Raw genomic sequence first — 17459 nt, 5'->3', positions numbered from 1 at the left:
TCCACAGGTCCGTTCCGGGCCGTGGGTCCGTCGAGCGATTGCGGAGCACATCCATGCCAACCAGGAGTGCCCCATGAACGCCATCGACAAGTTCGCCTCGCTGCTCACGCTGACGCGCGAGCCATTTCCTTCCTCGGTCAAGTCCACCATTGCCGGCAGCCGGCCCGACCTGCGCGTGCCCGTGCGCGACGTCGCGTTGACCAATGGCGAGACCGTATCGCTCTACGACACCTCCGGGCCTTACACCGATGCGGCAGTCGACATCGATGTGCGCCGTGGCCTGCCCGACGTGCGTGGCGCATGGGTCGCGGAACGTGGCGACACAGAGATCTATGCCGGCCGTCAGCCTGCTGCACTTGACGACGGCGTGAAGGGCGAAGAGAACGCGCGCATCGCCCAGTTGCGCGCCGATGCGGCCGCGCTGCAACGCATGCCGCGCCGCGCCAAGGGGGGCGGCAACGTCACGCAGATGCACTACGCCCGTCGCGGCATCGTGACGCCCGAGATGGAGTACGTGGCGCTGCGCGAGAACGGCAAGCGCGAATGGATGGCCGAGTACCTGGCGAATGCCGAGCGCGCGAAGCGCGTCATGGGCAACCCGATGGGCGCGTCGATCCCGAAGATCATCACGCCCGAGTTCGTCCGTGACGAAGTGGCGCGGGGCCGCGCGATCATTCCGGCCAACATCAACCATCCCGAGGTCGAGCCGATGGCGATCGGGCGCAACTTCAAGGTGAAGATCAACGCGAACATCGGCAATTCGGCCGTCACCTCGAGCATCGAGGAAGAAGTGGAGAAGCTGGTGTGGGCGATCCGCTGGGGCGCGGACAACGTGATGGACCTGAGCACCGGCAAGAACATCCACACCACGCGCGACTGGATCGTGCGCAACAGCCCGGTGCCCATCGGCACGGTGCCGATCTACCAGGCGCTGGAGAAAGTGGGTGGCGTGGCCGAGGATCTGACCTGGGCGATCTACCGCGACACGCTGATCGAGCAGGCGGAGCAGGGCGTCGACTACTTCACCATCCACGCGGGGCTGCGCCTGCCCTTCATCCATCTCACGGCCGACCGCATGACGGGCATCGTGTCGCGCGGCGGATCGATCATGGCCAAGTGGTGCATCGCGCACCACCAGGAGAGCTTTCTCTACACGCACTTCGAAGACATCTGCGACATCATGAAGGCCTATGACGTGAGCTTCTCGCTCGGCGATGGCCTGCGGCCCGGCAGCGGCGCCGACGCGAACGACGAAGCCCAGTTCGCCGAGCTTCGCACCCTTGGCGAACTCACGCAGGTCGCGTGGAAGCATGACGTGCAGACCATGATCGAAGGGCCCGGCCATGTGCCGATGCACATGATCCAGGCCAACATGGACGAGCAGCTCAAGCACTGCCACGAAGCGCCGTTCTACACGCTCGGGCCGCTGACCATCGACATCGCGCCGGGCTACGACCACATCGCCAGCGCGATCGGCGCGGCCATGATCGGCTGGGCCGGCACCGCGATGCTGTGCTACGTCACGCCCAAGGAACACCTCGGCCTGCCCGACCGGGACGATGTGAAGCAGGGAATCATTGCGTACAAGATCGCGGCGCACGCGGCCGACGTCGCCAAGGGCCATCCGGGGGCGAGGTCGCGCGACGACGCGTTGAGCAAGGCGCGCTTCGAGTTCCGCTGGCAGGACCAGTTCAACCTGGGTCTGGACCCGGACACGGCCCGCGACTTCCACGACGAAACGCTGCCCAAGGATGCGAGCAAGACGGCGCACTTCTGCTCGATGTGCGGCCCGAAGTTCTGCTCGATGAAGATCACGCAGGAGGTGCGCGACTACGCGGCACAGCGTGGTCTGGACGAAGACGCCGCCATGCGAGACGGCATGGCGGGCAAGTCGGCCGAATTCAAGAGCGGCGGCGGCGAGATCTACATCCCGATCCAGTCCGCACGCCCTTGACGGCCGGCACTCAGGACATGATCGACACGGCCTTGGTGTTGAGGTAAGCCTCGACGGCTTCGGGGCCGCCTTCCGAACCGTAGCCCGAGTCCTTCACGCCGCCGAAAGGCATTTCCGGCGACGGCGTGGCGGGCTGGTTGATCCACAGCATGCCGACTTCGACGCGGCGCGACAGCAGGTGCGCGTTCTTGATCGACGAGGTGAACGCATAGCCGGCCAGGCCGAAGGGCAGGCGGTTCGATTCGGCGATGGCTTCTTCCAGCTTGTCGAAGCCGCGGATCGCGGCGATCGGGCCGAAGGGCTCGTTGTTGAACACGTCGGATTCGAGCGACACGTCGGTCAGCACCGTCGGTGCGAAGAAGTTGCCGCTGCTGCCGACGCGTTCGCCGCCGGTGGCGACCGTGGCCCCGGTGGCGTGGGCGTCCTGCACGATCTTCGCCATCGCGCTCAGGCGGCGGTCATTGGCCAGCGGGCCGATCGTCGTGCCTTCGGCCAGGCCGTCGCCGAGCTTCAGACCCTGTGCGTGCTTGACCAGCAGCGACGCGAACTCGGCCTTCAGGCTGTTGTGCACCAGGAAGCGGGTCGGCGAGATGCAGACCTGGCCGGCGTTGCGGAACTTGGCTGCGCCCGCAGCCTTGACGGCCAGCGCCACGTCGGCGTCCTCGGCCACGATCACCGGTGCGTGGCCGCCGAGTTCCATCGTGGCGCGCTTCATGTGCAGGCCGGCCAGCGATGCGAGCTGCTTGCCCACGGGCGTCGAGCCGGTGAAGGTGATCTTGCGGATGATCGGATGCGGGATCAGGTAGTTCGAGATCTCGGCCGGGTCACCGAACACCAGGCCGACCGTGCCGGCCGGCACGCCGGCATCGACGAAGGCCTTGATCAGCGCCGCAGGCGACGCGGGCGTTTCTTCCGGGGCCTTCACCAGGAACGAGCAGCCGGCGGCCAGCGCGGCGCCGAGCTTGCGCACCACCTGGTTGATCGGGAAGTTCCAGGGCGTGAAGGCGGCGACCGGGCCGACCGGTTCCTTCATCACCAGCTGCTGCGCTGCAAGGTTGCGCGACGGCACGATGCGGCCGTAGACGCGGCGGCCTTCGTCGGCGAACCACTCGATGATGTCGGCCGAAGCCAGCGTTTCGCCGCGCGCTTCGGCCAGTGGCTTGCCCTGTTCCTGGGTGAGCAGGGGCGCGATCTCGGCAGCGCGTTCGCGGATGAGTGCAGCGGCGCGCCGCATGATGGCCGCGCGTTCGTTGGCCGGCACGTCGCGCCAGGCTTCGAAGCCCTTTTGCGCTGCAGCCAGCGCACGGTCGAGATCGGTGATGCCTGCGTGGGCGACGGTGCCGATCACTTGGCCGGTGGCGGGGTTGCGCACGTCGATCGTCTTGCCGCTCTGGGCGTCCACCCATTCATTGGCGATGAGCAACTGCGTGGAGGGATAGGAAGTGGTCATGAAGCGTCTTTCGTCGGAGAGCGGATGAAGGTGAGCGGTGGGGCAGGCCGTCGCTGGCGGGGCAGCCATCGCTCGACGTTTCGGCCATGCAGGCCGAAAGGCGACATGCTAAGCCAGAGCGCGGTCGGTTGTCTCGGGCGAGGTCATGGACGCGTCCGACGCCGGAGACGGTCGATTCAGTCCGCAACGCCGCCTCACAGTTCCAGCACGATCCGCTGCCCGCAGGCACGGGAGCAGCAGCTCATCATCCGTTGTCCGGCATCGCGTTCGCTGCGGGTGAGCACCAGATCGCGGTGATCGACCTCGCCGGCCAGCACGCGCACTTCGCACGAACCGCACAGGCCTTCCTCGCAGTCGCTCTGCACGTCGATGTTGGCACCGCGCAGCGCCGCCAGCAGCGTCTGGTCGGGCCGCACCTGCACGGTGATGCCGGAGTCCTTGAGCTCGACTTCGAAGCCATGCTCGCGTGACGGGTCCAGCGTGCCGATGGTCGATTCGAAATGCTCCACGCGCAACGCATCCTCGGGCCAGTGCGCGCACGCCGCTTCGAGCGCGTCGAGCATCCGCTTCGGTCCGCAGGCATAGATCTGCGTGCCCTCGGCCGGCGCGCGCAGCAGCGCCGGCAGGTCGTTGCGGCCGCCTTCGTCGCGCACGTGCAGCTGCAGTCGTTCGCCGTGCAGCGCCGCCAGTTCGTCGAGCAGCGCCATCGTGCGGCGACTGCCGCCGCTGTAGTGCAGCACGTAGTCGATGCCCAGCTCACGTGCCCGACGCGCCATGGCGCTGACCGGCGTGATGCCGATGCCGCCGGCCACGAAGACCAGGCGCCGTGCGCTTTCGTCGAGCCTGAAATGGTTGCGCGGCCCGCGAATCTTCAGCCGGTCGCCAACCTTGGCATGCGCATGCATCCAGGCCGAGCCGCCGCGGCTGTCGGGCTCGCGCAGCACGGCGATCTCCAGCGCATGCGCGTCGGCCGGATCGCCGCACAGCGAGTACTGGCGCGACAGCCCGGTGTCGCCGCATTCGACGTCGATGTGCGAGCCCGGCGCCCAGCGCGGCATCGCGCGGCCATCGGGCGACACCAGGCGCAGGCGCACGATGCCTTCGGCCACCGGCATCGCCTGCTCGACGAGGACAGTGCGCGTGATCGCATGCCTGGACGGTTCGCCGATGCGCACCGGCGTCTGCGGCTGCAGGCGCGTGGCGTCGTGGCGCTCGGGGTTCTGCGTGGCGTCCCATTCGACCCACAGATGTTCGGGGCCGCGGAAGGAGGTGTTCGGCACGTAGCTGAAGGTCTGCTCGGCCAGCTTCATGTGCGGCAGCCGGCGCGTGAATTCCTCCAGGAAGATCTGCATCTCCATGCGTGCCAGGTTCTTGCCCATGCACTGGTGCGATCCGTAGCCGAAGGTCAGGTGGTCGCTCGCGTTGTCGCGGCGGATGTCGAACAGGTCGGCATCGGAGAAATGAAGTTCGTCGTGGTTGGCCGATGAGGTGACGATCAGCAGCTTGGCGCCCGCGGCGATGTCCACGCCGCCCACCTGCACGTCCTTCGTGGCCAGTCGGCGCCACGCGGCCACCGAGCCGTTGTGGCGCAGGCATTCCTCGACCGCATTGGGGATCAGGCTCGGGTCTTCGCAGATCTCGCGCCAGACCGCCGGATGCTGCAACAGCAGCTTCATGGCGTTGGCCGTCGCATTGGCCGTGGTCTCGTGCGCGGCCACGATGCCGGCCATCATCATCGAGTGCAGGTACGAATCGGTGACGACCTCGGGCAACTCCTTCTGCTTGCGCAGGCCGTACTGCATCCAGCCCGGCGCCTCCGGGTTCTGGCGCATCTTGTCGAGCACCTTGCCGGCGAAGGTCCAGAAGTTGCCCACCGCATGTGCCACCGCCACCTGCTCCTCGGCCTTCGGCCGGCCCCAGGTGTTGACGGTGTGGGCGATCGAATACTGCCGCAGCGTGTCCATGTCTTCCTCGGGCACGCCGAGGAAATGCAGGGCGACGGTCAGCGGCACTTCCCAGAGCATCTGGTCGACCAGGTCGGCGCGGCCGTCGTCGATGAAGCGATCGACGTAATCGCGTGCGAGCTGGCGAACCATCGGCTCGTGGTGCTTGAGCTCCTCCGGCGTGAACGGGTCCATCAGCGCGCGGCGGCGCGGCATGTGGGCGGGCTCGTCCTCGTTGACCAGCGTCCGGTTCAGCGCGAAGCCGTAGGACGCCAGCACGGCGTTGGCCTCGGGGCCGGTCGGCGTGATCTTCTCCAGCGCGATCGATGGGCTGAAGGTGATGTTGTCGCGGAAGATGGCCTTGATGTCCTCGAAGCGCGTCACCACCCAGTAGCCCAGCTGCGGGCTGTAGAACACCGGCTCCTGCTCGCGCGCCCAGCGCACGTACTCGGGCGGGTCCTGCTGGTAGCCGTCGCCGAACGGATCGAAATCGGCCGCACGCTGGCTCACGGGGCAGCCGCCGGGTGCGACATGGGACGACAGGGGGCCGTGGGCGACGGGGCAGCCGCGGGTGGCCGGGCGTTCGGTGGCGATTGTGTTCATCGTGGAGCTCAGGCAGCGGCGGAGAAAAAAAGCGAACGCCGCCGGGTGCCGCCTTGGCCCACCCGGCGGCGCGGCGGGTCAGTCCAGCGTGATGTTCAGGTCACGGATCAGCTTTTGCCAGCGCACCGTTTCGTTCTGCAGCAGTTCGGTGAATTGCGCGGGCGTGTTGCCGACGGGCTCGACGCCGAAGTCGATCAGCTTCTTGTGCACGGCCGGGTCGTTGATGGCTGCCACGACCTGCTTGTTCAGTGCGTTGATGGTGTCGACGGGCGTCGCCGCCGGCACGACCAGGCCGACGAGCGCGGCGGCTTCCACGTTCTTCAGGCCGAGTTCGGCGAAGGTCGGCACGTCGGGCAGTTGTGCCAGGCGCTTGGCATTGGCCACGGCCAGCGGACGCACCTTGCCGCCCTTGATGAAGCCTGCACCTGCGGCCAGGTCGACCATCATGGCCGGCACCTGCCCGCCGGCCACGTCGGCGAGTGCCGGTGCGGCGCCGCGGTAGGGCGCATGCGTCATGGTCAGGCCGGCCTCGACGCGCAGCAGTTCCATGGCCAGGTGGTGCGGGCTGCCCGCGCCGGCCGATGCGTAATTGATGCCGCCCGGCTTGGCCTTGACCTGCGCGATGAAGTCCTTGGCGTCCTTCACCGGCATGCCGGGGCCGACCACCAGGATCATCGGGAAGCGGCCCATCAGCGTGACGGGCGCCAGGTCCTTCGTCGGGTTGTACGAGAGCGTCTTGTACAGCGCCGGGTTGTAGACCAGCGTGCCGTTGTCGGCCGACAGGATCGTGTAGCCGTCCGGTGCGGAACGTGCCGTCTCGGCAGCGGCGATCGCCGTGTTGCCGCCCGGCTTGTTGTCGACCAGCACGGCCTGGCCGATCTGCGTCGACAGCGTCAGCCCGATGGTGCGTGCCAGGAAGTCGGAACCGCCGCCGGCGGCATAGGGAACCAGCCAGCGAACCGGCTTGGTGAAGGTGCCGGGGGCGTCGGCGGCCATGGCGCTCGTGGTGGCCAGGAAGGGCAGTGCCAGCAGGCAGCCTGCAAAGAATCGCTTCATCGTGTCTCCTCGTTCAAGGTGGTCAGGGAAAACTCTTAATCACGTATTGCGTAAGTTTCATCCGCATTGCGTAATATCGAGAACGGGGTTAACCCTGAACGAAGAATCGGCCTTCCGGAACTTCCGCCGCTGCCAGTCCGTACGATCGACCTCATGCATCCGACCACCCACAGGCTCCCTCCGTGAACGCTGCCGATATCCCACCCGCCGCCCGCGTTCGCGAACGGCGCCAGCGCGTCCAGGCTGCCGAGACCGGCATGGCCGTGCTCAAGGGGCTGGCCCGGCTGGGCGGGCGCGCCAGCCTCACGGCGCTGGCCGCCCATGTCGGCGAAAGCCCGGCCAAGGTGCATCGCTACCTGGTCAGCCTGCAGGAAGAGGAACTGGTATCGCAGGACGCCGGCTCGCAGCACTACCACCTGGGGCCCGAGGCGATCCAGATCGGTCTGGCCGCGATGCGGCAGGCCGACCCGATCCGCGTGGCGGAACCCTCGCTGGTGCGGTTGCGCGAGCAGCTCGAGGTCACCTGCTTCCTCGCGGTGATGGGCAACAAGGGGCCGACCATCGTGCGTTTCGAGGAGCCTGGTTTGCCCGTCACCGTGAACGTGCGCGTCGGTTCGGTCTTGTCGATGCTGTGGTCGGCGACCGGGCGCGCCTTTCTCGGCTTCGTCGACGAAACGCAGGTGCGCGTGATGGCCGAGCGGGAACTGGCCAAGGCCCCGGCCGAACTGCGCGCGCAGCTCGATGCGCGCCAGCCGATCGACACCTTGCGGCGCGATGTGCGTGCGGCCGGCTGCGCCGCGGTGAAGGACACGAATCTGCGAGGCATCAGCGCCGTCGCGGCGCCGCTGCACGACTACACCGGGCGCGTCTGTGGCGTGCTCACGGCGCTGGGCGCGACCGGCGGCTTCGATCCGCAGGTCGGCGGCCCGATCGCGCGCGCCGTGTGCCGCGAGGCGACGGCCGCGAGCGTGCTGCTGGGTCAGCCGGCGCACGGCTGACGCGCCGTATCGCCACCGCCGTCATGGCTGCAAGTGTCGGCGCTGCTTCAGGTGCTCGACCAGCAGGCGCGTCGCGGGCGGCAGTTCTCCGCCTTGTCGCACGCACAGCATGAGATCGCGCCGCGCCCAGGGTTCATCGAGTTGCACGGTCGTGAGGGGCAGCGCCCGGAGATACAGGCTCGCGCTGCCGCACGGCAGCACACCGAAGCCCATCCCATTCGCCACCATCAGGCAAAGGGCGTCGTAGCCGGTCACCTGCATGCGGGTCGTCAGCGTCAGTCCCATCTTGGCGGTCGCTTGCGTGACCCGGTCGTTGATGGCGCTGCCCGGATGCATGCCCACGAAGTCGTGCGCCAATGCGTCGCGCAGCGTCGTGCTCCGGCGGCGCGCCAGCACATGCCCCTTGGGCACGATGACCACCAGCTCGTCCTGTCTGTAGGGGAGCAATGCGATGCGATGGTCGCCGTAGTGCCCCGCGTTCAGGATGCCGACATCGGCGACGTTCTCTGCAACCTCGCGTGCCACGGCGGTGCTGATCTGCTCGCGCAGATGAACGCGCACCAACGGATAGCTGTCCATGAAATCGCGCAATTCAGCAGGCAGGAACTGCGTGATGGCCGAGATGTTGGCCGCCACTCGCACCTGGCCGCGGACGCCGTCTGCGTAACCCTGCATCTGCGTGGCAATGTCGTCCAGGCCGTTGAGCACGCCGCGCGCAAGTCCCAGCAGCGCATAGGCCGCGGCAGTGGGTTCGGCGCCCTTGTTGCTGCGTGCGAACAGCACCGCGGACAAGGCCGATTCGAGTTCACCGAGCCGTCGGCTGGCGGCGGCCGCAGCGATGTGTTCTCGTGCGGCGGCTGCCGCGATGGTGCCGGTCTCCATCACCGCAACGAACAGGCGCAGGGAGATCGGGTCGAGTTTCATGGGCGGGGATGACGTCGGAAGATCAGAAGCCGCGTGCGGTAGCGGCATCATCGCGCAATGCGATGGTGCGTTCGCGAATGGGTGCTTTGCAGCCGGCCGATGCACGACGATCATCGGTTGCCAGCCGATGCCATCCAACCCCGGGCGGCATTGCGAACCCAGGACACGCCATGCCTTCCACCTTTTCTTCGCCACCGCCAAGGGGTGCACTCGCCGATGTCCGCATCATCGAGATGGGACAGCTGATCGCAGGCCCGTTCTGCAGCAAGACGCTGGGCGAATTCGGCGCCGACGTGATCAAGATCGAATCGCCGGGCACGGGCGATCCGCTGCGCAACTGGCGGCTGATGCAGGACGGCACGTCTGTCTGGTGGCAGGTGCAGTCCCGCAACAAGCGCAGCATCGCGCTGGACTTGCGCAGCGCCGAGGGCCAGGAGATCGCGCGCAGGTTGATATCCGAGGCCGACGTCCTCATCGAGAACTTCCGTCCCGGCACGCTGGAAGGCTGGGGGCTCGGCTGGGACGAATTGCACAGGCGCAACCCGGGTCTCGTGATGCTGCGCATCTCCGGCTATGGACAAACCGGCCCCTACCGCGACCTGCCCGGTTTCGGCGCGATAGGCGAGGCCATGGGTGGCCTGCGCCACCTGACCGGGGAACCCGGCCGGGTGCCGGTGCGCGTGGGCGTCTCCATCGGGGACACGCTGGCCGCGCTCCACGGCGCGATCGGCGTGCTGACGGCGCTCTATCACCGCAAGGTGAATGGCGGCGAGGGCCAGATGATCGACGTGGCATTGCACGAGGCCGTATTCAATGTGATGGAGAGCCTCATCCCCGAATTCAGCGCCTTCGGTGCGGTACGCGACGCGGCCGGCAGCGCGCTGCCGGGCATCGCGCCCAGCAACGCCTACCCGTGCGCCGACGGCTACGTGCTGGTGGCGGGCAATGGCGACAGCATATTTCGCAGGCTCATGGACGCCATCGGACGGCCCGACCTGGGCAGCGCGCCCGATCTGCAGAGCAATGCCGGGCGCGTGCTGCGTGTCGAGGAGATCGATGCCGCCATCGGTGCATGGACGCGGGCCCGGCCGATCGCCGACGTGCTCTCCGTGCTGGGCGCGGCCAGGGTGCCGGCCGGCAAGGTCTACACCGCCCGGGACATCCATGAAGACCCGCACTACCGCGCGCGCGACATGATCCTGTCGCAGCAGACACGCGACGGCCACACGGTGGACGTGCCCGGCATCGTGCCCAAGCTCTCCGCCACGCCCGGCAGCGTCCGGACTGCCGCGCCGGGGCTGGGAGACGACACGCAGGCCGTGCTGCGCGAGGCCGGACTCACCGACGCGCAGATCGAGCTGCTGCGCGAGAAAGGCGTGGTCGCATGAACATATCGATGGCAGGCGCGCATTCGGTCTGGCAAGGCGGCGGGCGCCGGATCCATATGCAGGAAGTGGGCTTGCGCGACGGCCTTCAGATGGAAGAAGCCTTCGTGCCCACCGCCGAGAAAATCGCGTTGGTGAATCTACTGTCCGACGCGGGGTTCTCGAAGATCGAGGTGACTTCCTTCGTCTCGCCCCGGGCGATTCCTGCATTGCGGGATGCGGAGATCGTGTTGCGCGAGATCCGTCGTGTGCCAGGCATCGTCTACACCTGCCTGGTGCCGAATCTGCGCGGTGCGGAGCGCGCGATCGACGCCCGTGCCGATGAGCTGAACCTCGTGATGTCGTGCAGCGAGACCCACAACATCGCCAACCTGCGCATGACGCGCGAGCAGTCCGTCGCGGCGTTGTCCGAAGTCGTGTCCCTGGCACGGGCGGCTCGCGTGGCTGTCAACGTGTCGCTCTCCTGTGCGTTCGGCTGTCCGATGGAGGGCGAGGTGCCGCCCGAGGTGGTGCTCGCGTTGGCCGCACGGTTCGTCGCGCTCGGCGCGCGCGGCATCACGCTGTGCGACACCACCGGCATGGCCTTTCCGACGCAGGCCGAAGCGTTGACACGTGGCTTTCGCGGGCGCTTTCCAGGCTCTGAACTGACCCTGCATTTCCACAACACGCGTGGCATGGGGCTCGCCAATGTCCTGGCGTCGATCGACGCCGGGGCCGACCGTTTCGATGCGTCGCTGGGCGGCCTCGGAGGCTGCCCTTATGCGCCCGGTGCCAGCGGCAACATCTGCAGCGAGGAGATCGTGCATGCGCTGGAACTGATGGGCTATGGCACAGGTTGCGACCTGTCCGTGGTACTGCAGTCCGCACGACGTCTTCCCGGATTGATCGGCCACGCCATTCCAAGCCAGATCGTGAAGGCCGGGCGCCGGCTGGACCTGCACCCGCGCCCACCGGAATTTCAGGCCTGGCACGAGCGCGCGTTGGCGCGCGGTTGAACGGGTGACCCGACCCGGCACCCGATGCACGCCGCCATCGCGTCAGGCTGCCGAAGCCGGACGCTTGGCGCGCGGCTTGAGGCTGCTGCGACTTCCGGTGAGCGAATACTGGAAGAACGGCATGACCTGGTCGACCAGCGTGCGCGGGTCGAAGTCGTCGCTCGACAACGTCCACTCCGCCCACACGCCCTTCAGGAAAGCCGTGATGGTTCTGGCGATGAGCGCGCATTCGACGTCCGCCACATCGGCAGATGCCGCGGCACGTACCAGCAGCGTCAGATGCGCGCCGAAGCGTTCGTAGATTTCCTCATGCACCGTGCGAACGGTCGCATTCGTGTGCGTCAGTTCCCAGAACAGGAACCGGATCCGGACATAGTCGCGGTCGAGCAAAGGCGGTTGGAGCCCCGCGTAGATGAAGGCCAGCAACTGCGCCATGGGCGTGTCGCCGGCGGCCTCGAGTGCATCCTGCGATTGCTGCTGCAGCCGATCCGACAGGTAACGGTAGGTCGCCGCGAGAAGCTCGTCCTTCGAATTGAAGTGATGCCTGACCATCCCGAGCGACAGTCCGGCCTCGGCCGCGATCGTCCGGACGCTCGTGTCCGAGACGCCGATCCGGCAGAGGCATCGGAATGTGGCGTCGATCAGTTCCTGGCGTCGGACGTCCGCGGCCTTTTTCAGAAATGGGCGCCGCTGCGGCTGGATGGCTGGGTCCATGAATCGTGTCGTTCCGATCGGGTTGGGCGGTAGCGCTGGGTCGCTGCTGCCCGCGCGCGGTCACCTGGGCGGTGATGGCGGAAGGCATCAGCACGATGCATGCACGCATGACTGGCAATCGATGTGAGCCGGCGTGCATCCGCAAATTATTCGAAAGTATAGAGTCTTGATGCGCTGGTCCCTGGCGCCATTGCTCTTGCGGCTGCGCCCTTGCCGACGTGCCGGAATGCACCGTCTCTGAAAACGCTTGCTCCCACCTTCGAATTGCTGCATCATTCAATAATACACTCGTATAGAGTTTGACGAAGCAGACCGGTCCGAGCTTGCCGCCGACCCGAGTGCCATCCCACGATCCGAAGGAGCAGCCTGTGAGCGACAACATCCAGCCCGTCCAGTTTCATCCCCGCGTCAAGCCCGCCATCAGTGCCACCGAGCTGAGCCAGTCGCGCCATCTGCCCGGCAACATCTACACGTCGCCGGACATCTACGCGAAAGAGCTCGAGGAGTACTTCTTCAAGGACTGGCTCTTCATGGGCCGTGTCGAGCAGTTTCCGAATCCCGGTGACTACGAAGCCCGGCGCATCCTGGGACGCCCGCTGATCATTGCGAGAAACAAGCAAGGAGAGCTTCACGCGTTCCACAACATGTGCCGCCACCGCGGCGTCGAGGTGGCCGAGGGCAAGGGCAACGCGCGTTCCTTCAAGTGTCCGTACCACGGCTGGACCTATGACCTCGACGGGCAACTGGTCGGTGCCGCCTACATGAAGGAGACCGACGGCTTCGATCCCTCGGGTTGCCGGCTGCCCCGCATCCATCTGGAAGTCTGGCGCGGCAACATCTTCATCAGCTTTGCCGAAGAGCCCGCGACCTTCACCGAGGCGACCGCTGATCTGGAGCGCGACTTCGCCATCCTGCACACGGAGAATTGCCGGCTTGCCGACGTCACGCGCATGACGCTCAACTGCAACTGGAAGTTTTTCCATGAAAACCTCATGGACTACTACCACGTCGGCGTGCTGCACGTGAAGACCTTTGGCGCGCGCTTCTCATGGACACCGGAGAACCTGGTGCTCAAGCCGAACGGCGGCCTGACGATGCACTACAAATCGTCGCCTTCGACTCCGGACGGCAAGAGCCTCTTCGGCAAGGCGCCGTGGCTCGAAGACGAGGACAACACCTTCGCCTGCACGGCCTTCTATCCGCCCAACATGACGCTCTTCGGTCGGATCGACATGGTCAAGATCATCACGGCGTGGCCGGTCGGCCCGGATCGCTGCGAAGTCTCGATCTACATGATGTTCCCCGAGGAGTTCCACGCCCATGCGGACTTCGAGCACAAGGTCGCCACCTATCGCACCTACCAGGCGGCGATCTACGAGGAAGACCGGTCGATGATCGAGTCGATGCAGCTGGCCATGGCGCTGCCCAACTACGAACCCGGCCGACTGTCCGTCATGGAGAAGCCGATCCACCACTTCCTCGGTCGCTATGTCGATCGGATGTTCGGAGCCTGAGGCCGTCGAGCATGGCAAGAGATGCAATGGATGCCGACCGCACCCTGGCGCCGCGCGCGGCATCCGGCGGATCGCCCGGCGCGGGCCCGGCGCGCATCGTGCCCATGAGCGCGCGCTACGTCGTCACCGCGATCCAGAACGAGGCGCGCGACGTCGTCTCCGTGCGCCTGCGTCCGGAGCAGGGCGCGCTCCCCGAATTTCGCGCGGGTGCGCACCTCATGCTGCACCTGGGCCGCAACCTGGTGCGTGCCTATTCGCTGTGCAATGGTCCCGATGACCGCGAGACCTTCCTGATCGCGGTCAAGCGCGATGCGGCGTCGACCGGTGGCTCCGCCGCGGTCCATGCGCTGCGCGTCGGCGACGTCATCCAGGCGGATGCGCCCCGCAACGACTTCGAAGTCTCCTGGGAAAGCCGCCACCTGATCCTCGTCGCCGCCGGCATCGGCATCACGCCGTTGATCGCCATGGCGAGAGAAGCGGCGGCGCGTGCACATTCGTTCGAACTCCACTACTTCGCGCAGAGTGCCGACGCCGCTGCCTTTGCGGGCGAGCTCGGCGCTTGTGCGTTCAGCGACCGTGTCACGTTCCACTTCGGCTGCGACGTACCGACGGTCGATGCCCGGCTCCGCGAACGCCTGGCCGATGGCTCGCAGGGCGCAGCGGTCCATGTGTGCGGGCCGCGCCGGTTCATCGACCTGGTGCGGGCGATCTGCGCGGGCGGATGGCCGCCCGACGCCGTCCGCTGGGAGAGCTTCGGCGGTGCCCCGCCGGCTTCGGACGGCGACCGGCCCGTCACGCTCCACCTGTCCCGCTCGGGGCAGGTGGTGCAGGTGCCTGCCGACAGCACGCTGCTGCAGGCACTTCTCGACCACGACGTCGATGTTCCCTATTCCTGCCGCGAGGGCCAATGCGGGATGTGCGTCGTCGACATCGTCGAAGGCACGCCCGACCATCGCGACGACTTCCTCAACGATCAGGTCAAGGCGCGCGGCGACTGCATGGCGGTGTGTGTGTCGCGCGCCAGGACTGCCTCGCTCGTGCTCGATCTGTGAGATCGCCCGTGCAAGCGGTTCCATTCCTCTAACAGCTTCACCCATGCACACACTGACTTCCCCGCGCCTCGCGCGTGCCGCCGACTGCCTCGTGCGCGACCAGTTCGCCGTCTCGCCTGGTGAGAGCGTACTCATCACCGCGGATGCCGCGACGGAGCGCAGTCTGATCGACGCTGTCGCCAGCAGCGTGGCACGCGCCGGGGCGAAGCCCCTGGTCGCCATCGCGCCTTCGTTGCCCTTTCAAGGCGGACTTTCCGACCCTTACGTCAGCGACTCGCTGGGCGCTGCAGCCGCGGCATCGGACGTCTGGCTGGACTTCTGCTTTCCCTATCACGCTGGTTCGGGAATCCACAGTGCGGCAATGGCTGCGCAGCGCTGCCGCTATGGGTTGCTGGCGATGGCCAGCGCGGCGAGTTTCGAGCGCCTGTACGGCGGCGCGGACTATCAGGCGCTGCTCGATTTCAACATCGCCTTCATGGAGTTCGTCTCGGCTGCGGCGGGCGAGACCGTCCGGTTCCAGTGCGATGCGGGCACCGACGTGAGCTTCGTGCTCGACAAGGTCAAGCTCAAGCGTGCACGGGTGTTCGACAAGCCCGGCATGGACACGGTCCCCGGCGCCCAGAGCCTGTATCCGGTCAAGGGCAGCGTGCGCGGCCGCATCGTGATCCAGGCGCTCTTCGATGAGCACTACCGCAAGCTGCGCAAGCCGATCACGATCTCTTCCGAGGGAACCATCACCGGCTTCACCGGGGCCGGCGTCGAGGACCAGCAGAGCTTCGATCGTGCGTTGCGCCGCGCAAGCGGAAAGGACGGGCTGGGTACTTTCGTCCACTTCACCTACGGCTTTCATCCCGCCGCGAGATTCACGGGAAATCAGTTCATCGAAGACATACGCCTTCCCGGCAGCAATGCGATCGGAATGGGGTTGCCCTGGTGGGAGCCCGGCGGCGGCGAGAACCATCCGGACGGACTGGTGCTCGACCAGTCTATGTGGATCGCCGGCCTGCCGATTCTCGACAGAGGCCACTTCGTCGGCTCGAGCGAACTGAAGACCCTGTACGACCGGATGAGCATCCGGCCGGATTGACGTCGACGATGCTGATTCCCTTCAACTGAAACACATCCCCACCATGGCTGTTCGAGAAATTTTGAAGATGGGCAATGCCGGCCTGCTCGTCGTGAGCGACGAAGTGGCCGACCCGACCGCACCCGAGATCCGGGCGCTCTTCGACGACATGCGCGACACGCTCGATGCGGTGTCCGGCATCGGCATTGCCGCGCCGCAAGTGGGTGCACCGCTGCGGATGGTGCTCTACTGCCTGCCGGCTTCGCGCATTCCCGCCGGCGCGCAGACCGCGCCGGTGCCGTGGACGGCGATGGTCAATCCGGTCGTGGAGCCGGTCGGCACCGACGAGACCTATCTGTGGGAGCGCTGCCTCTCGTTGCCCGGTCTCTACGCCAAGGTTCCGCGTTTCAAGCATATCCGCATCCACTTCCAGACCCCCGAAGGCGAGCAGGTCACACGCCCCTGCTCGGGCTACCACGCGGCGCTGCTGCAGCACGAATGCGATCACCTCGAAGGACGGCTCTACCCGTCGCGGCTGTCCGATCCGACGCAGTTCGCCTTCGCGTCAGAGGTCTGCGGCACCGAGGGCGTCTATCGCTACGACGTCGCCGAATTCGACGGCCGCTGACCCGGCATGGCGCCCGCGAGCGCCTTGGCTCAAGGCTCGGTCCAGGAGGCGTCGACCAGCCGCCGGGCGGACGCCCAAAGCAGCGTGCTGTGCCAGGCGCTGGTGTCGGGATCGAACTGCGCCGCGGTGCGTTGCTGAACTGCGGTCGACGGCACGCAGAGCGCCTGTCCGCCGCTCTGCGCCTTGATCTGGATCTGGCATGCGCGTTCCAGAAAGTAGATGTTGGCGAATGCCTCGGCGATCGTCCGGCCTGCGGCCAGCAGGCCGTGATTGCGCAGGATCATGGCGTGGTGCGTCCCGAGGTCGTGTACCAGCCGCGACCGCTCGTCCAGATCCAGCGCGATGCCCTCGTAATCGTGGTACGCGAGGCGTCCGTGGAACTTGAGGGCATGCTGGCTGATCGGCAACAGGCCCTGTGACTGGCACGAGACGGCAATCCCGTCGGCCGTGTGGGTGTGTATCACGCAGGCCAGATCGTGGCGCGCCATGTGCGCTGCCGAATGGATGATGAAGCCGGCAACGTTGACATGGGCGCCGCGGACGTCGTCGATCGCGCGCCCGGCGGGGTCGATCTTCACGAGGTCTTCCGGACGCATCTCGTGGAACAGCACGCCGTAGCGGTTGATCAAGAAGTGATCGGGCGTATCGGGTATGCGGGCACTGATGTGCGTGTCGATCAGGTCGGTCATCCCGAAATGCGCGATCAGGCGATAGAGAGTGGCCAGTTCTTGGCGTGCCGAAGTCTCGGCTGCGTTCCATGTCATGCCGTCACCTTGTGCTCGAAGAAGTCCAGCCCCGGCATCGCGCCCAGGAGCGTGCGCGTGTAGGCATGCTGCGGGTTGCTGAAGAGCGCGCCGGGCGCGCCGCGCTCGACGATCTGGCCCTTCTGCATCACGACCACCGAGTTGGAGATCTCCGCGGCCACGCGCAGGTCGTGGGTGATGAACATCATGGTCAGGCCGAGCTCGGCCTTGAGCTCCGCCAGCAGCGCCAGCACCTGGGACTGGATCGACACGTCGAGCGCCGACACGGCTTCGTCGGCGATCAGCAGGCGCGGCTTCAGTGCCAGCGCCCGTGCAATCGAGATGCGCTGGCGCTGACCGCCCGAGAACTCGTGCGGGAAGCGGTTGATCGCCGACGCACCGAGCCCCACGCGTTCGAGCAGCGCGGCGGCGGC

The 17459-nt window shown here is 66.8% G+C and carries 15 protein-coding genes; 8 read left to right on the top strand and 7 right to left on the bottom strand.

What is annotated here, in order from left to right:
* Positions 1-73 precede the first annotated feature (73 nt).
* Positions 74-1954, top strand: a complete 1881-nt coding sequence (thiC, locus tag AC07PZ_RS16255; protein WP_495296150.1) for a phosphomethylpyrimidine synthase ThiC — start codon at positions 74-76, stop codon at positions 1952-1954.
* 10 nt (positions 1955-1964) lie between these two features.
* Here thiC and AC07PZ_RS16250 read toward each other — a convergent pair whose 3' ends face one another.
* The 3 genes from AC07PZ_RS16250 to AC07PZ_RS16240 form a co-directional block, all read right to left on the bottom strand.
* The gene (locus tag AC07PZ_RS16250) at positions 1965-3404 is read right to left on the bottom strand and encodes an NAD-dependent succinate-semialdehyde dehydrogenase (protein WP_495296149.1); all 1440 of its coding nucleotides are present in this window, start codon (positions 3402-3404) and stop codon (positions 1965-1967) included.
* A gap of 194 nt (positions 3405-3598) precedes the next feature.
* Positions 3599-5950 carry a cytochrome P450/oxidoreductase gene (locus tag AC07PZ_RS16245; protein WP_495296148.1) on the bottom strand — a complete coding sequence of 784 codons (2352 nt, stop codon included), beginning with the start codon at positions 5948-5950 and terminating at the stop codon, positions 3599-3601.
* Between the two features lie 78 nt (positions 5951-6028).
* Positions 6029-7006 carry a Bug family tripartite tricarboxylate transporter substrate binding protein gene (locus AC07PZ_RS16240; RefSeq protein ID WP_495296147.1) on the bottom strand — a complete coding sequence of 326 codons (978 nt, stop codon included), beginning with the start codon at positions 7004-7006 and terminating at the stop codon, positions 6029-6031.
* Positions 7007-7188: 182 nt separating this feature from the next.
* On the opposite strand from AC07PZ_RS16240, the gene AC07PZ_RS16235 reads away from it, so the two are divergent.
* On the top strand, positions 7189-8004 hold the full coding sequence (locus AC07PZ_RS16235) for an IclR family transcriptional regulator (RefSeq protein WP_495296146.1): 816 nt from the start codon (positions 7189-7191) through the stop codon (positions 8002-8004).
* Between the two features lie 21 nt (positions 8005-8025).
* Here AC07PZ_RS16235 and AC07PZ_RS16230 read toward each other — a convergent pair whose 3' ends face one another.
* Entirely contained in the window at positions 8026-8928 is a 903-nt protein-coding gene (locus AC07PZ_RS16230; protein WP_495296145.1) for a LysR family transcriptional regulator, read from the bottom strand.
* A 170-nt stretch (positions 8929-9098) separates the two neighbouring features.
* Between AC07PZ_RS16230 and AC07PZ_RS16225 the strand changes: the two genes are divergently transcribed.
* Both AC07PZ_RS16225 and AC07PZ_RS16220 read left to right on the top strand, forming a co-directional pair.
* A complete protein-coding gene (locus AC07PZ_RS16225; RefSeq protein ID WP_495296144.1) occupies positions 9099-10316 on the top strand; it encodes a CaiB/BaiF CoA transferase family protein in 1218 nt (405 codons plus the stop codon).
* Positions 10313-11308 (top strand): hydroxymethylglutaryl-CoA lyase, encoded by a 996-nt coding sequence (locus tag AC07PZ_RS16220; protein ID WP_495296143.1) that lies wholly within the window; start codon positions 10313-10315, stop codon positions 11306-11308. Before AC07PZ_RS16225 ends, AC07PZ_RS16220 begins: the two co-directional genes overlap by 4 nt.
* Before the next feature lie 42 nt (positions 11309-11350).
* Here the strand turns inward: AC07PZ_RS16220 and AC07PZ_RS16215 are convergent, their stop codons facing one another.
* Positions 11351-12022, bottom strand: a complete 672-nt coding sequence (locus AC07PZ_RS16215) for a TetR/AcrR family transcriptional regulator (protein WP_495296142.1) — start codon at positions 12020-12022, stop codon at positions 11351-11353.
* A 368-nt stretch (positions 12023-12390) separates the two neighbouring features.
* Between AC07PZ_RS16215 and AC07PZ_RS16210 the strand changes: the two genes are divergently transcribed.
* The 4 genes from AC07PZ_RS16210 to AC07PZ_RS16195 are packed head-to-tail and all read left to right on the top strand — an operon-like array spanning position 12391 to position 16282.
* Positions 12391-13536, top strand: coding sequence for an aromatic ring-hydroxylating oxygenase subunit alpha (locus tag AC07PZ_RS16210; protein WP_495296141.1), 1146 nt, complete (start codon positions 12391-12393; stop codon positions 13534-13536).
* 26 nt (positions 13537-13562) lie between these two features.
* Positions 13563-14588, top strand: a complete 1026-nt coding sequence (locus AC07PZ_RS16205) for a PDR/VanB family oxidoreductase (RefSeq protein WP_495296140.1) — start codon at positions 13563-13565, stop codon at positions 14586-14588.
* 43 nt (positions 14589-14631) lie between these two features.
* Positions 14632-15675 (top strand): 2,5-dihydroxypyridine 5,6-dioxygenase NicX family protein, encoded by a 1044-nt coding sequence (locus tag AC07PZ_RS16200; RefSeq protein ID WP_495296139.1) that lies wholly within the window; start codon positions 14632-14634, stop codon positions 15673-15675.
* Positions 15676-15718: 43 nt separating this feature from the next.
* Positions 15719-16282: a peptide deformylase gene (locus AC07PZ_RS16195; RefSeq protein WP_495296138.1), complete on the top strand. Its 564-nt coding sequence runs from the start codon at positions 15719-15721 to the stop codon at positions 16280-16282.
* 29 nt (positions 16283-16311) lie between these two features.
* Here AC07PZ_RS16195 and AC07PZ_RS16190 read toward each other — a convergent pair whose 3' ends face one another.
* Both AC07PZ_RS16190 and AC07PZ_RS16185 read right to left on the bottom strand, forming a co-directional pair.
* Positions 16312-17046: a class II aldolase/adducin family protein gene (locus AC07PZ_RS16190; RefSeq protein WP_495296137.1), complete on the bottom strand. Its 735-nt coding sequence runs from the start codon at positions 17044-17046 to the stop codon at positions 16312-16314.
* On the bottom strand, positions 17043-17459 hold a 417-nt coding region (locus AC07PZ_RS16185; protein WP_495296136.1), incomplete at its 5' end, for an ATP-binding cassette domain-containing protein. The genes AC07PZ_RS16190 and AC07PZ_RS16185, both read right to left, overlap by 4 nt.

This window comes from Variovorax sp. GW821-FHT10B04, from assembly GCF_059415645.1.
The sequence above is the reverse complement of the archived record's forward strand: the minus strand, read 5'-3'. Positions and strand labels throughout refer to the sequence as shown.